General features: G+C 69.6%; 11 protein-coding genes. 4 read left to right on the top strand and 7 right to left on the bottom strand.

Annotation, left to right across the window (positions count from 1 at the left end):
* Positions 1-159: 159 nt before the first annotated feature.
* The 7 genes from FHS82_RS05700 to hemC all read right to left on the bottom strand — a co-directional run bounded on the left by FHS82_RS05700 (position 160) and on the right by hemC (position 8,974).
* Positions 160-780, bottom strand: a complete 621-nt coding sequence (locus FHS82_RS05700) for a GNAT family N-acetyltransferase (RefSeq protein ID WP_246225097.1) — start codon at positions 778-780, stop codon at positions 160-162.
* 71 nt (positions 781-851) lie between these two features.
* A complete protein-coding gene (locus FHS82_RS05695; RefSeq protein WP_166949727.1) occupies positions 852-2,132 on the bottom strand; it encodes a M16 family metallopeptidase in 1,281 nt (426 codons plus the stop codon).
* Between the two features lie 6 nt (positions 2,133-2,138).
* Positions 2,139-3,542 (bottom strand): threonine synthase, encoded by a 1,404-nt coding sequence (gene thrC, locus FHS82_RS05690; RefSeq protein WP_166949725.1) that lies wholly within the window; start codon positions 3,540-3,542, stop codon positions 2,139-2,141.
* Between the two features lie 127 nt (positions 3,543-3,669).
* Complete coding sequence (locus tag FHS82_RS05685) at positions 3,670-5,418, bottom strand: heme biosynthesis protein HemY (RefSeq protein WP_166949723.1); 1,749 nt, start codon at positions 5,416-5,418, stop codon at positions 3,670-3,672.
* A 4-nt stretch (positions 5,419-5,422) separates the two neighbouring features.
* On the bottom strand, positions 5,423-7,093 hold the full coding sequence (locus tag FHS82_RS05680) for a COG4223 family protein (protein WP_166949721.1): 1,671 nt from the start codon (positions 7,091-7,093) through the stop codon (positions 5,423-5,425).
* Between the two features lie 145 nt (positions 7,094-7,238).
* Positions 7,239-8,003 carry a uroporphyrinogen-III synthase gene (locus FHS82_RS05675; protein WP_166949719.1) on the bottom strand — a complete coding sequence of 255 codons (765 nt, stop codon included), beginning with the start codon at positions 8,001-8,003 and terminating at the stop codon, positions 7,239-7,241.
* Positions 7,997-8,974, bottom strand: a complete 978-nt coding sequence (gene hemC / locus FHS82_RS05670; protein WP_343042513.1) for a hydroxymethylbilane synthase — start codon at positions 8,972-8,974, stop codon at positions 7,997-7,999. The genes FHS82_RS05675 and hemC overlap by 7 nt, the downstream gene beginning before the upstream one ends.
* A gap of 251 nt (positions 8,975-9,225) precedes the next feature.
* Between hemC and tsaD the strand changes: the two genes are divergently transcribed.
* The 4 genes from tsaD (at position 9,226) to acs (ending at position 13,939) form a co-directional block, all read left to right on the top strand.
* A complete protein-coding gene (gene tsaD / locus FHS82_RS05665) occupies positions 9,226-10,359 on the top strand; it encodes a tRNA (adenosine(37)-N6)-threonylcarbamoyltransferase complex transferase subunit TsaD (RefSeq protein WP_166949717.1) in 1,134 nt (377 codons plus the stop codon).
* Positions 10,356-11,351 (top strand): NAD(P)H-dependent glycerol-3-phosphate dehydrogenase, encoded by a 996-nt coding sequence (locus FHS82_RS05660; protein ID WP_166949706.1) that lies wholly within the window; start codon positions 10,356-10,358, stop codon positions 11,349-11,351. Before tsaD ends, FHS82_RS05660 begins: the two co-directional genes overlap by 4 nt.
* Before the next feature lie 5 nt (positions 11,352-11,356).
* Positions 11,357-11,782 carry an EVE domain-containing protein gene (locus FHS82_RS05655; protein WP_166949703.1) on the top strand — a complete coding sequence of 142 codons (426 nt, stop codon included), beginning with the start codon at positions 11,357-11,359 and terminating at the stop codon, positions 11,780-11,782.
* A 213-nt stretch (positions 11,783-11,995) separates the two neighbouring features.
* Positions 11,996-13,939 (top strand): acetate--CoA ligase, encoded by a 1,944-nt coding sequence (gene acs / locus FHS82_RS05650; protein ID WP_166949701.1) that lies wholly within the window; start codon positions 11,996-11,998, stop codon positions 13,937-13,939.
* Positions 13,940-14,001: the final 62 nt, after the last annotated feature.

The raw sequence follows: 14,001 nt of genomic DNA, 5'->3' as shown, positions 1-14,001 counted from the left end.
CAACGCACAGGTCTCGTTCTCGTTGATGCACGACCCACACCTGCGGGCCGATGGCGCGGGATGCGCCAGCCTTCTTTTTCCGGCCGGGGAGCGGCGCTTCCCGGATATACGAAATCGCCACGCACATGCAAATCCCGCGAAGGGACTTTCCGCACGGGTTTACGTCGAGTATCGCCTTAAAAAGTCGTCCTTCAACAGGGCATAGAGGAAGTGGTCCTCCCAGACACCCGCAATGCACAGATACTGGCGTGCATATCCCTCACGCACGAATCCGACTTTTTCGAGAAGCCCGATGGACGGCTCGTTGATCGGCAGGCACGACGCCTCGATCCGCCGCAGGCCGAGGGTGTTGAAAACGAAATAGGCAGCCGCCGCAACAGCCTTGCTCATATACCCCTGGCGCGCGAATCGCTCGCCCATCCAGTATCCGAGGGTGCACGCCTGCACCACGCCCCGGCGCACCGGCCCTAGCGTGAGCCCGCCCATCAATGCGTCGTCGCCTTCGCGGAACAGAAAGAATGGATAGGACGCATCGCGGGCCACATCCTCCTCATACCAATTAATACGCCGGCGAAAGGCTGCGCGCGTCAGGTCGTCCGCCGGCCAAAGCGGCTCCCACCGCTCCAGAAACCGCCGGCTTTCATCGCGCACCGCGGCCCAGGCGTCGAAGTCCCTCATCTGCGGCAGCCGCAGATAGATTCCGCCGCCCCGGATGTAGGGCGACTGACTGCCCGGCGGCGAGAAGCGGAACTGCGTCATATGGATTACAGCCTCTGTCATGTCCCGAAGCGGCGCTCCCCATCGTCCGCCGATCCCCCTGCCCGCGGCGACCTGCACGACCGGCAGGACTTCTACACTTCCCGCATCGCGCGCAACACCCCGCCGACTGCATCCGGCAACGCCGGCGCCGGACCGACGATGACGAACGTCGGCGCGGACGCCATCAGGCCATTCGCCACGAATCGGACGTCGTCAAGCATAATAGAATCAAGTTTTACAATAACTTCATCGTGCGGCAAGACCCGCCCCAGCGCGAGAAGCTGCCGCGCGAGCTGGTCGGCCCGGGCCATCGGCGACTCGAGCGCCGACAGGTGCGCCACCTTGAGCTGCGCCCGGGCGCGGTCGAGTTCCGCCTGCGTCACACCCCGCGCGGTCTCGTGCAGCACGTCGAGCAGCACGGGCACGAGTTCGCCGGCATCCTCGGGCGCCGTGCCCGCCGACATGCCGAACAGCCCCGTGTCGGCGAACGCCCAGTGGAACGCATCGACCGAATAGGCGAGCCCGCGCTTTTCGCGCACCTCCTGAAACAGCCGCGACGACATGCCGCCGCCGAGCAGGTGGGCGAAGGCCTGCATGGCATAAACCGCGTCCGTTCCATACGGCAGGCCACGGAAACCGGCGAGGAACTGCGTCTGCTCCAGATCGCGCTCCAGCAGGATTTCGCCACCGCTGTAACGCGCGGGTGCGGGTGCCGGCGGCGTCTCGCCCGGCAGCCCCGAGAGCAGCCGGCGGACCTGCGCGACAACCGCGTCGTGGTTCACCGCCCCGACCGCGGACAGCACCATGCGCGGCGCCCGGTAGTTGCGCGCCAGATAGGCGACGATGTCGTCGCGCGCGAACGCCTGCACCGACTGCGGCGTGCCGAGGATGCTGCGCCCCAGCGCCTGCCCGCGGAAGGCGGCTTCCATGAACAGATCGGTGGCGAGATCGTCCGGCGTGTCCTCGACGGAGCCGATCTCCTGCAGGATGACGTTCTTCTCCCGCGCGAGTTCGGCCTCGTCGAAACGGGAATCGACGAGGATGTCGGCGAGGATCTCGATGCCGAGCGGCACGTCCCGCCCCATCAGGCGCACGGTATAGGAAGTGTGTTCCACGCCCGTTTCCGCGTTGAAATCGCCGCCCACCGCCTCGATCGCCTCGGCAATGGCACGCGCGTCGCGCGCACCCGTGCCCTTGAAGGCCATGTGTTCGAGCAGGTGCGACAGCCCGTGCTCGCGCTCGAACTCATGGCGCGCGCCTGCGCCCACCCATACGCCGAGCGCGGCCGTCGCCACATGGGGCATGGTTTCGGTCACGACCCGCAGCCCGTTCTCCAGAGTCGAAACCCGGACCCGTCCTTCCAACGTCTGCATCGTCCGCTACCGGCCCGCCCGTGCATGCTTGCGGATATAGGCTTCCACCGTCGCCTGCTGGTTGGGCAGGATGACCGTCCGCTCCTCGCGGTCGAACAGGTGGGCGAGATGCGCGGGCAGCGCCGGGTGAATGCCGGTCGCCCGCTCCACCACCTGCGGGAACTTGGCGGGATGGGCGGTGGCGAGCGCCACCACCGGCACAGCCGGATCGCGCTTCAGGGCGCTGCGCGCCGCATGTACGGCAATCGCGCTGTGGGGATCGAGCACATAGCCCGTGGCGCGCCACGTCGCCGCGATCTCCGCCTCCGTCTCGGACTGGGAAACGGCGGAAGCGTCGAACCCGGCACGGATGCGCGCGAGCGGCTCTTCCTCGATGGTGAAGGCGTGCGACTGGCGCAGGTGGTCCATCAGCCGGCGCACGGCGGAGGCATCGCGCCCGTAGACGTCGAACAGCAGGCGCTCGAAGTTCGAGGAGATCTGGATGTCCATGGAAGGCGCGGATGTCGGCGTCACCGGGCGCAGCTCGTAGCGGCCGGTCGCAAGCGTGCGCGTCAGGATGTCGTTGATGTTGGTGGCGACATGCAGCCGGCCCATCGGCAGCCCCATGTGCCTGGCGACATCGCCCGCCAGCACATCGCCGAAATTGCCCGTGGGCACGGCGAAGGACACCGGCCGGTGCGGACTGCCAAGCGAGATGCCCGCCGTGAAGTAGTACACCGTCTGGGCGACGATCCGCGCCCAGTTGATCGAGTTGACACCGGACAGCGCCAGTTCGTCACGCAGCGCGTGGTCGTTGAACAGCGCCTTCAGCATGTTCTGGCAATCGTCGAACGTGCCTTCCAGCGCGATGGGGTGCACGTTGGGCGCGTCGATCGTGGTCATCTGCCGGCGCTGCACCTCCGACACCCGGTTGAGCGGGTAGAGGATGAAGATGTCAACCTGCTCCAGCCCCCGGAATGCCTCGATCGCGGCGCTGCCCGTGTCGCCGGAGGTCGCGCCCACGATGGTGGCGCGCCTGCCCCGCTGCTTGAGCGCGTGGTCCATCAGCCGCCCGAGCAGCTGCATGGCGACGTCCTTGAAGGCGAGCGTCGGGCCGTGAAAAAGCTCCAGCAGGAAGAGATTGTCGTCGAGCTGCACCAGCGGGCAAACCGCGTCATGGCGGAACGTCGCGTAGGCATCGCGGATCATCGGGCCGAGGATGTCGTCCGGTATCTCGCCGCCCGTCAGCGCGCCGACGACATGAAGCGCAATGTCCTCATACGTCTGCCCCGCCCATCCGGCGATGGTCGAGGCGTCGAACGCCGGCAGGTCGCGCGGCACGTAGAGGCCGCCGTCCCGCGCCAGTCCGGTGAGCATGGCCTCGGTAAAGCTGACTTCCGGCGCCTCTCCGCGTGTCGAAATATGCAGCAAGGGGATACTCCTCGTCATCCGTTACGGCGGGAAGCGCCGCGCGGGCGCGCGCTCCCCTTGATATCCGCTCCATCTACGCCGGCACGCCAACGGTGACAACAGCTGTCTTGACGGATCGGGACGCACGTCAGGGCGCGCGCCCGGCCAGATTGACGCGCACCGGCTCCTGCACGATCTCCTCCGGCGCATCCGGGCCGGGATCGTCCGGCGCGTGGTCGAGCGGGAAGACGACGCCCTTCTTCGCCTGTTCCGGCGGCGCTTCATCCTGCCCCGCGGGCGCAGGCGTGCCGTCGCGCGGCTCCTCCGGCTCCGGCGCCGCGGGCGTCTCCGGCACCGCGGGCGTTTCGGCGGCGGGAACTATGGGCTCGGCCAGCGTTTCCGGATAGGTTCCGGCGGGTGCTTCCTCAAGCGGAATTTCAGCCGGCGCGGGAACGACGGGAGCCGCAACGATCTCGACCGGCGGAGCAACCTCCGGCGTGGACGGCAGGACGCTGTCGGCGACGGCGGGCGCCGCCGCCCCGGCCATCGCAAGCGAGGCCGGGCTCACGGGCGCGGCTTCGGCCGGTGCGCGCTCTTCCGCCGCGGCCTCGCCGATCTGCTCGACCGGCGCGCTCCAGACAAAGGCGTCCAGCCGCCCCGTGACCGGCGACACGGGCTGCCACGTTTCCGATACGACGCCATCGGCAATCCAGGCGGGGTCCCGGCGCGCACGCGAGGCGCGGCCGATCCACTCGCGCCACTCACCCCCGGCGCCATGCTCCGCCTCGGCGATATCCGCCATCAGCAGGCAGGTGCGCACGGTGGGATACTCCTCCAGCAGCGGCGTGAGAGCCATGCGGGCACGGGCGAAATCCTGCGTCTCCAGCGCCGTTGCGGCGCGGATGAGGCGCGATTCCGGATGGTGGGGAACGAGGCGCGCCAGCGCCTCCGCGCGTTCGTGGCGGTCGCGCGCCGAATCGCCGGGACGCAGATCCACATAGGCGGCAGCGACGTCGGGATGGGGCGCGAGCTTCCACGCCGTCTCCAGAATCCTGGCGGCCTTGCGCAGGCTCCCCTCGCGCGACAGCAGGCGGCCGGCGAGCACGGCGGCCGGCACGAGACCGGGCGCGAGCTTCACCGCCTCCTTCACCTCGACGAGCGCTTCGCCGGGTTCCCGCTCCTGCCGGGCGAGCGCGTCGGCCGTCAACAGCACGGCGCGCAGGCGCCTCGCGGCATCGCGGCTAATGGCCTTCTGCCGCGTCTGGCGGTCCAGCGTCGCCAACGCGCCGCGCCAGTCCCGGTCCGCCGACTGGTATTCGAGCACGGCCTCGCTCGCCCATGCCACCTTCGGCGCCAGCTCGCTCGCCTTCTGCGCGTAGGCACGCGCCGCGACCGCGTCGCCCTTGCGCCGCGCCTCGACGAAGAGGCCGCGCAGGCCCAGCACCCGCGTGTCCGGCGTGTCGAGCATCAGGTGGAACGCCGTTTCGGCGCCCGCCCTGTCACCCGCCATCTGTGCCGCCTGCGCCTTCAGCAGCAGCGTCAGCGGCTCGCGCCCCAGCAGGCGCTCGGCCTCCGCGGCGTGGCGGCGGGCGGAAACGGCGTCGCCCGTGCCCACCGCGATGAGGCCGCGCGAGACCGACGTGACGCCCTTTGCCTGGCGGCGCGCACGCGACGAGAACGAAATAGCGGACGGCAGGCCGAATACATAGCGCAGCACTGCCCAGATCAGCGCCAGCGCCAGCGTCGTCGCCGCGACGGCTGCAAGCGCCACGACCACGGAGGTTTCGATGCGATAACCCTGCCAGACGACGGCGACATCGCCCGGGCGGTCGGCAAGCCAGCCGATGCCCAGCGCGATCAGAGCAACGATGAGAATAAAGCCGACGAGACGGACCATGGGCTCATTCTCCCCTTGCCGCGCCGGCGGCCAGAGCGGCGTCCAGCGCCTCGACCTGCGTGCGCGCCAGCGCGGCGAGCGCCGTCTGCGCGTTCACCCGTGCCTGCAACGTGTCGCCGACTGCCTTCGTCTGCTCCCGCGCGCGGTCGGGCAGGCGCTGCCAGGCGGCGAACGCCGCGCCCGCGTCGTCGCGGCGCAGGAGAGCCTCGACCTGGCCGGCGATATCCGAGGGATCGGCGGCGCCATCGACCGGCCGGATGCGCACGATCCGCGAAGCGCTTGCCGCCAGCCTGTCGACGATGCCGGCGTCCGCCGGCACATCCACGACCTCGAAGGCCGCAGCCGCCCGCGCGAAAGCCGCCACGAGCGAGGACGGCGTCGCAACGCCGTTGGCAACCGCCCGCAGGGGCGCGAGCGCCGTCTCCGAGGCGCCGAGCCTGGTCAGGGTGTCGATTTCCGCCGGGAAGGGCTGCCCCCCGTTCAGGGCCTCGCGCAGCCGCTCGATGACGGCGAGGCGCGCAACGGCGGCGAGCCTCTCGCTGTTTGCCGCGCCGGCGGCCAGCGCCCTGCGCTCGGCCTCGCCCACCGCTCCTTCGGCGGCCGTGACGCGCGTCGCGAGCCTTGCGATCTCGCCCGCCTGCGTATCCGCCTGCGCCGCGAAACGCAGGGGATCGAACTGTCCGAGCTTGTCCCGCACCGTCGCCTCGACGCCCGACAGGCGCTGCGTCAGCAATGTCTGCTCGTCGATCGCCGTCCGGACCCGCGCGGGATCGAGCGCCGTGATCGTCTGTTCAGTGTTGCCGATCTGGGCGGCGACGGCCGCGAGCCGTTCGTCGAGCCGCGACGACAGAGCCGTCACCTGTCCACCCGATGCGGCGATCTGTTCCTGCAGATTGCCGACCTTGCCCTGCAGGTCGGCAACCGCGGCCTGCGCTTCCTGCGCCCCGCCTTCCGCTGGCGTTCCGGCGGGAGCGGCGGCAAGCGCACCGATTCTCTCTTCGAGGGCTGCCGCGCGCTGGCGCAGCGTGTCGACGGCCCGCGTGACCGCCTCGACCTCCGGCCGCGGCGCGGCCTGCGCGACGGACTGCTCGATGGCGGCGAAGCGCGCCGCCTGATCCCCGCCCGTATGAGCGAGCATGTAGGGCAACGCGGCGCTGACCGCCGCGCCCGCCACGCCGCCGGCCAGGACAGCCACGATCAGCGCCCCGACGCGCGAGGGCTCCCGGGCCTTCACGATTTGCGGTTCCGCGTGCACGGGGTCCTCGTCTTCGTTGCGGGCGGCGGCGTGTTCCTCGCGCGCCGGCGGCTCCTGCACCGCTATTTCCGGTTGCGGCATGGCGACGACGGCCTCCTCGCCGGGCTGCGGCTGTGCCTCCTGCGGGGCGGTCGCTTCCGGCAGCGCGGCCGTATCGGCCGGCGAAAGCGGCTCATCGGGCGCAGCCGTCCCTTCGGGGCTGGTCGCGGCGGGTGCGGCCTCCTCCGCAACCGCGCCGTCTTGCCCGGCGGCGCGAGACCCGTCTTCCGACGCGGGCCGATCCGTCCCGGCGTCTTCCTCCGGGATCGGGTTCTCATCCGGTTCGACGGTGACGGAAAGCGGCTTCTGGTCGATCGTCGCCGGTTCGCGGCGCGGCCTCGCGCGGCCCATCTTGCGGCCGCTGGGCGTTTCGTCGGTCATGCGGCTGTCCCTCCGTGCGTGTTATCCGGTCAACTACCATCAGACAGATGTATCCGACACCTGATGGCATATTGGTGAAACCATCGCGGCGCGTATCCGCGTTTTTATCACTGCCGCGATGCCTCTTCTAGCATCGCCGTTCGGCTCATGGCGAGCCTTGCTTGAGATCAATTCCAGACAAAAGCGCGAGCAGCGCCTCCTCGTGCGGCTGCCCCGCCACCAGCAGGCGCGGCACGCCCCGCTCACGCAAGGGCGCGGCCACGTCTTCCGACAGCGCCAGATGGGGCAGCGGCGCGAACGCCGGCCAGAGACCGGCCCGGTCGACGAGATCGATGGCGATGGCGGCGCTGCGCCGCGAGTAGTGCAGAACCGCGTCAATCTGCCCGCCGGCGAGCGCGCCGCGCGCGGCTTCCGGCAGCTCCGCCTTCGCCTGCGCGGCATAGACGATCCACGCCACCGGATCGACGCCCGCCGCGCGCAGCAGAGCCTCCGTATCCGCCTTGTGATCGCGCCCCAGCGCCAGCAGCACGCGCGTTCCGCTCCCGGTCGCGAACAACCGGCCCGCCAGCCGCGCCAGCGAATGGCGCTCGCCGTCGGCCGCGTGAACCCTGCCGAAACCGCCGGCGCGCGCCAGCAGGGCAGTCTGCTCGCCCACCGCGAGCACGGGCAGTGCCTTCATGGCCTCCGGCAACTCCGACATGGCGGGCAGCGACGCCGCGCTGGTGACGGCGAGCGCGTCGAACGGCCCCTCGGGCGGCGGCGCGTGGGTGCGCGCGATGGCCATCACCGGCGCCGCCACGGCCGCGTGGCCGAGTGTCGCAAGCCGCGCCGCCGTGCGCAACCCGGCCGCCTTGGGACGCAGGACGAGCACGCGAAGCCCGGAGGCGCCCGCCGCCTCCGCCGTCACCATGTACCCCCGCCCTTGCGATGCGGCAGCAGCGCCGGGCTGGCGTGCGCCAGCACTTCCCGCCCCGCGTCCTCTCCGAGCGCGCGGGCGTCGGCCACGGCGCCGGAGCGCTCCGCCGCCACGACCTCGCGCCCGTCCTCCGAGAGCAGCAGCCCGTTGAAATGAATGCCTCCGCCGACGATGCGCGCGTAGCCGGCGATGGGCGTGCGGCAGGAGCCGTCGAGCACGCGCAGGAAGGCCCGCTCCGCTTCCAGCGCGATTCCCGTCGGCGCGTCGGCAAGGCGGGTGACGGCCTCGCGGATGGCGATGTCCTGCTCGCGCACGACTATGGCGATGGCGCCCTGCCCGATGGCGGGCAGCATGGTTTCCACAGGAATGACCGCCGTCGCCCTGTCGGCGAGGCCGAGCCGGTTGAGCCCGGCGACGGCGAGAAGCGTCGCGTCGACCGCGCCTTCGTGGATGCGCTGCAGGCGCGTGCCGACATTGCCGCGCAGCAGGGTCACGCGCACATCCGGCCGCAGCCGCAACACCTGGGCCTGCCGCCGCAGAGAGGCCGTGCCGACCACCGCGCCCGGCGGCAAGGCGGTGAGGGAAGCCGCCTTCACGCTGATGAAGGCGTCGCGCACATCCTCGCGCGGCAGGCATCCGGCGATGACGAGGCCGTCGGGCAGATCGGTCGGCAGATCCTTGGCGGAATGCACCGTGACGTGCGCGCGCCCCTCGAACAGCGCCGCGTCGAGTTCTTTCGTGAACAGGCCCTTGCCGCCCGCTTCCGACAGGGCGCGGTCCTGGATGATGTCGCCCGTCGTCCTGATCGCGTCGATGACGATGCCGTCCGGCCCGTTCTCTCCCAGCGGGTCGCCGATGCCCAGCACGTTGCCCAGCGCGCGCGCCACTTCGCGCGCCTGCGCCAGCGCCAGCGGGCTGCCGCGCGTTCCGATCACGAGCGGGGAAGGCAGATTGTGCGGTGTCACGGCGAATCGATCCCGGTTCAGCAATGGGCCCACGCTGCTGTCTACGCCCCCCGGAGCGGGAACGCCAGCGGCGGCGGCGTTGTGTCGCGCGGCGGAAAACGGTGTGATCCCATTGGAATGGCTGCCCTGCCCCCGCCGCCGTTTGCCGGCGACTATAGGGTGAGATAAACCAAAAGCGAAATCCGCGTGGAAAGTTCATCGCGCGGCATGGCAGACTGCATGGCAAACCGTGGTGAGTGAAGACAAAGACGATGCGTGTTCTGGGAATCGAATCCACCTGCGACGAGACCGCCGCCGCCGTGGTGGAAACGGATGAAAACGGCCGCCCCCACATCCTGTCGAATGCGGTGCTCAGCCAGATCGCCCAGCACGCGGCTTACGGCGGCGTGGTGCCGGAGATCGCGGCGCGCGCCCATGTCGAGGTCATCGACCATCTGGTCGCCCGCGCGCTCGACGAGGCCGGCGTCACCTTCGACGAACTCGATGCCGTCGCCGCCGCTGCCGGCCCCGGCCTCATCGGCGGCGTGATCGTCGGGCTCACCACGGCCAAGGCGCTGGCGCTCGTCACCGGCAAGCCCTTCATCGCCATCAACCATCTGGAGGCGCACGCGCTGACGCCGCGCCTCACGGACAGCGTCAACTTCCCCTACCTGCTGCTGCTGGTGTCCGGCGGCCATACGCAGCTCGTCGCGGTGCGCGGCGTGGGCGACTACGTGCGGCTCGGCACCACCATCGACGACGCCATCGGCGAAGCCTTCGACAAGACGGCCAAGATGCTCGGCCTGCCCTACCCCGGCGGGCCGGAGGTCGAAAAGCAGGCGCTGCGCGGCAACCCGGAGCGTTTCGCCCTGCCGCGCCCGCTGAACGGACGGGCGGCGCCGGACTTCTCCCTCTCCGGCCTCAAGACCGCCGTGCGGGTGGAGGGGGAGCGCGTGTCGCCGCTCAGCGCCACGGACATCGCCGACCTGTGTGCCTCGTTCCAGGCCGCGGTTGTGGACGTCATCGTCGACCGCACGCGCGCCGGCCTGCGCGCCTTCCGCGAGGTCGCGGCGCGGCCCAACGCGCTCGTCGTGGCCGGCGGCGTGGCCGCCAACGGCGCGATCCGCGCCGCGTTGCACCAGCTTGCCACCGAGAGCGGCCTCAAGCTGGTGACGCCCCCGCCCGCGCTATGCACGGACAACGGCGCCATGATCGCATGGGCCGGGCTGGAGCGCCTGCGGCTCGGCGTCACCGACGACCTTTCCGCCCCCGCCCGCGCCCGCTGGCCGCTCGACAGCGTCAAGGCAGAAGTACCGGCAGAGGCTGCCGAGGCCGAAACACCGCTGCCCGCCGACAAGCCTCTCCCGGAAAAGCCCCACGCCGCGGCAGCGGGACCGGGCGCATGAGCGCTCCCGGACGCCCCATCGTTATTCTGGGAGCCGGCGCATGGGGCACGGCACTGGCCAATTCCTTCGGCTACAAGGGCCTTTCCGTCGTCCTGATCGACCGGGACGCCGACCGTGCCCGCGAAATGGTGGCGGCGCGGGAGAACAAGCGCTTCCTGCCCGGCGTCGCGCTGTCGCCGCATGTCGATATCACCGCCGATGTTTCCGCGCTCGCCGGCGCCGGCGCGGCGCTGCTGGCGGTTCCCGCGCAGCAGTTGCGGCAGGCGCTGCGGGCGGTCGCGGGCCTGTTCCGCCCCGGCACGCCGGCGCTGGTCTGCGCCAAGGGCATCGAGCACGGCACGGGCTGCTTCATGAGCGAGATCGTGGCCGAGGAGGCGCCGGCCGCCGTTCCCGCCATCCTCTCCGGCCCCAGCTTCGCGGCGGATGTGGCGCGGGGGCTGCCGACCGCCGTCATCCTCGCGAGCGGCGACCAGCGGCTCGCCGCCAAGCTGGCCGGGGAACTGTCGAGCGCGACGCTGCGCATCTACCACGGATCGGACGTGCGCGGCGTCGAGATCGGCGGCGCGGCGAAGAACGTGCTCGCCATCGCCTGCGGCATCGTCCACGGCCGGCGGCTCGGCGAAAGCGCACGGGCGGCGCTGATCGCGCGCGGCTTCGCAGAAATCATGCGTTTTGCCCGTGCCTTCGGCGCCCGCCCCGAGACGCTGATGGGCCTGTCAGGGCTCGGCGACACCGTGCTCACCTGCGGCTCGAACCAGTCCCGCAACTTCGCGTTCGGCGAGGCGCTCGGCCAGGGCGTGCCGCCCGCGGGGGCCGCCGGCGGCAAGCTGGTGGAAGGTGCTTTCACCGCCTCCGCCCTCATCGCCAAGGCGCACGGCGTGGGCGTCGAGATGCCGGTGTGCGAAGCCGTGGAGGCCGTGATCGCCGGTGACCTCACCATCGATCAGGCCATCGAGGCGCTGATGAACCGCCCCATCAAACCGGAGACCTGAATCCGATGGCGCACTGGCTCTACAAGTCCGAACCGAATGTCTGGTCCTGGGACGACCAGGTGGCGAAAGCCGATGCCGGCGAACCGTGGAACGGCGTGCGAAATTTCCTGGCCCGCAAGCACCTGCAGGCGATGAAGAAAGGCGAGCTGGGCTTCTTCTATCATTCCAACGAGGGCAAGGAGATCGTTGGCATCGTCGAGGTCAGCCGCGAATACTACCCCGACCCGACCGACGGGACGGGACGCTTCGGCATGGTGGACCTGAAGGCGGTGAAGCCCCTCAAGCGCCCCGTCACGCTGCAGGAAATCAAGCAGGAGCCCCGCCTGAAGGACATGGTGCTGGTCAACAATTCGCGCCTCTCCGTCCAGCCCGTCACGGATGCCGAGTGGGCAGTGCTGCTGGAACTGGGGGCTGTTAGTGACCAGGGATAAGGTCTAGCGGCGTGTGAGCTTTCGCGCGATCATCTGCCTTTTATGACACGCCTGTCGCATTCTGCATTAGCAGAAAGTGGAATGGATCCAAGGCTTGCAGGCCCCCCGTCCCTGCGCCTAAATTCGTGTCACAGATCCACAAAGGATCGTGATGAATAACCTGCGCGGGCGGTATGGAATCGCCCCCGAACGCGGACAGGCGGGAGAGAAGCGATGACAGAGATTATCCATAACGTCACGGACGAGTGGGCGAAGCGGGCCTTCATCGACCAGAAGACGTACCAGGAATGGTACGCACAGTCAGTCAACGATCCGGATGCCTTCTGGGGCGAGCACGGCAAGCGGCTCGACTGGTTCACGCCCTACACCAAGGTGAAGAACACCTCGTTCGAGCCGGGCAACGTGTCGATCCGCTGGTTCGAGGACGGCACGCTGAACGTCGCCCACAACTGCATCGACCGGCATCTGCCGCACCGCGCCAACCAGACGGCGATCATCTGGGAAGGCGACGACCCGTCCGAATCCCGCCACATCACCTATCAGGAACTGCACGACCGCGTGGCGGAACTCGCCAACGTGCTGCGCAACCGCGGCGTCGAGAAGGGCGACCGCGTCACCATCTACCTGCCGATGATCCCCGAGGCCGCCTTCGCCATGCTGGCCTGCGCGCGGCTGGGCGCGGTGCACTCGCTCGTCTTCGCCGGCTTTTCCCCCGATTCGCTCGCGAGCCGTATCGAGGACTGCGGTTCGAAGTTCGTCATCACCGCGAACGAGGGCCTGCGCGGCGGCCGCAAGGTGCCGCTCAAGGCGAATGTCGATGCGGCCCTCAAGCGCGTTTCCGGCGTCGAGCACGTGGTCGTCGTGCGCCGCACGGATACGGACGTTCCCATGGAGCCCGGCCGCGACGTCTGGTATCACGAGGCCATCGAGCAGGTTACGTCCGAATGCCCGCCGGTCGAGGTGAACGCGGAGGATCCGCTGTTCATTCTGTATACGTCCGGCTCCACCGGCAAGCCGAAGGGCGTGCTGCACACGACGGGCGGCTATCTCGTGTATGCCGCGATCACGCATCAGTACGTCTTCGACTATCACGAGGGCGACGTCTACTGGTGCACGGCGGACGTGGGCTGGGTGACGGGCCACAGCTACATCGTCTACGGCCCGCTCGCCAACGGCGCGACGACGCTGATCTTCGAGGGCGTGCCGACATATCCCGACATCTCCCGTTTCTGGCAGGTCGTGGACAAGCACAACGTCAACATCTTCTACACCGCGCCGACGGCCATCCGCTCGCTGATGCAGGCGGGTGACGAGCCGGTGAAGAAGACGTCGCGTGCCTCGCTGCGGCTGCTCGGCTCCGTGGGCGAGCCGATCAATCCGGAGGCGTGGGAGTGGTATTACCGCGTCGTCGGCGACAGCCGCTGCCCGGTGGTCGATACGTGGTGGCAGACGGAGACCGGCGGCATCCTGATCGCCCCGCTGCCCGGCGCCACCGCCCTCAAGCCCGGCTCGGCGACGCTGCCCTTCTTCGGCGTCAAGCCTGGCATCGTCGACAACGAGGGCAGGCCGCAGGAGGGCGCGGCGGAAGGCAACCTCGTCATCACCGATAGCTGGCCGGGCCAGATGCGCAGCGTCTACGGCGATCACAAGCGCTTCGAGGAAACCTATTTCGCGACCTATCCCGGCTGTTACTTCACCGGCGACGGCGCGCGGCGCGATGCCGACGGCTATTACTGGATCACCGGCCGCGTCGACGACGTGATCAACGTCTCCGGCCACCGCATGGGCACGGCGGAAGTCGAGTCCGCCCTCGTCGCCCATGCCAAGGTGTCGGAAGCGGCCGTGGTGGGCTATCCGCACGACATCAAGGGGCAGGGCATCTACGCCTATGTCACGCTGATGGAAGGCGAGGAGCCGTCCGACGAGCTGCGCAAGGAACTCGTCGCCTGGGTGCGTCGCGAGATCGGTCCCATCGCCTCGCCGGACCTCATCCAGTTCGCACCCGGCCTGCCGAAGACCCGCTCCGGCAAGATCATGCGCCGCATCCTGCGCAAGATCGCGGAGGACGAGTTCGGCAACCTCGGCGACACCTCGACGCTGGCGGATCCGACCGTGGTCGACGATCTGGTCAACAATCGCCAGAATCGCCATGATTGACGTTCAGCATGATTGACATCCAGAGAGCCTGACGACTCAACTTGGCCCCGGCGTAACGCCGG

This window comes from Pseudochelatococcus lubricantis (assembly GCF_011762225.1).
Taxonomy (GTDB): domain Bacteria; phylum Pseudomonadota; class Alphaproteobacteria; order Rhizobiales; family Beijerinckiaceae; genus Pseudochelatococcus; species Pseudochelatococcus lubricantis.
This window is presented reverse-complemented; position numbering and strand designations above follow the sequence as displayed.

Excerpts from the sequence above, each read along its gene's own strand:
- FHS82_RS05675 (WP_166949719.1), bottom strand. The coding sequence starts at position 8,003 with ATGGTGACGGCGGAGGCGGCGGGCGCCTCCGGGCTTCGCGTGCTCGTC.
- FHS82_RS05695 (WP_166949727.1), bottom strand. The coding sequence starts at position 2,132 with ATGCAGACGTTGGAAGGACGGGTCCGGGTTTCGACTCTGGAGAACGGG.
- acs (WP_166949701.1), top strand. The coding sequence starts at position 11,996 with ATGACAGAGATTATCCATAACGTCACGGACGAGTGGGCGAAGCGGGCC.
- FHS82_RS05660 (WP_166949706.1), top strand. The coding sequence starts at position 10,356 with ATGAGCGCTCCCGGACGCCCCATCGTTATTCTGGGAGCCGGCGCATGG.
- FHS82_RS05655 (WP_166949703.1), top strand. The coding sequence starts at position 11,357 with ATGGCGCACTGGCTCTACAAGTCCGAACCGAATGTCTGGTCCTGGGAC.
- FHS82_RS05685 (WP_166949723.1), bottom strand. The coding sequence starts at position 5,418 with ATGGTCCGTCTCGTCGGCTTTATTCTCATCGTTGCTCTGATCGCGCTG.
- tsaD (WP_166949717.1), top strand. The coding sequence starts at position 9,226 with ATGCGTGTTCTGGGAATCGAATCCACCTGCGACGAGACCGCCGCCGCC.
- FHS82_RS05680 (WP_166949721.1), bottom strand. The coding sequence starts at position 7,093 with ATGACCGACGAAACGCCCAGCGGCCGCAAGATGGGCCGCGCGAGGCCG.
- FHS82_RS05700 (WP_246225097.1), bottom strand. The coding sequence starts at position 780 with ATGACAGAGGCTGTAATCCATATGACGCAGTTCCGCTTCTCGCCGCCG.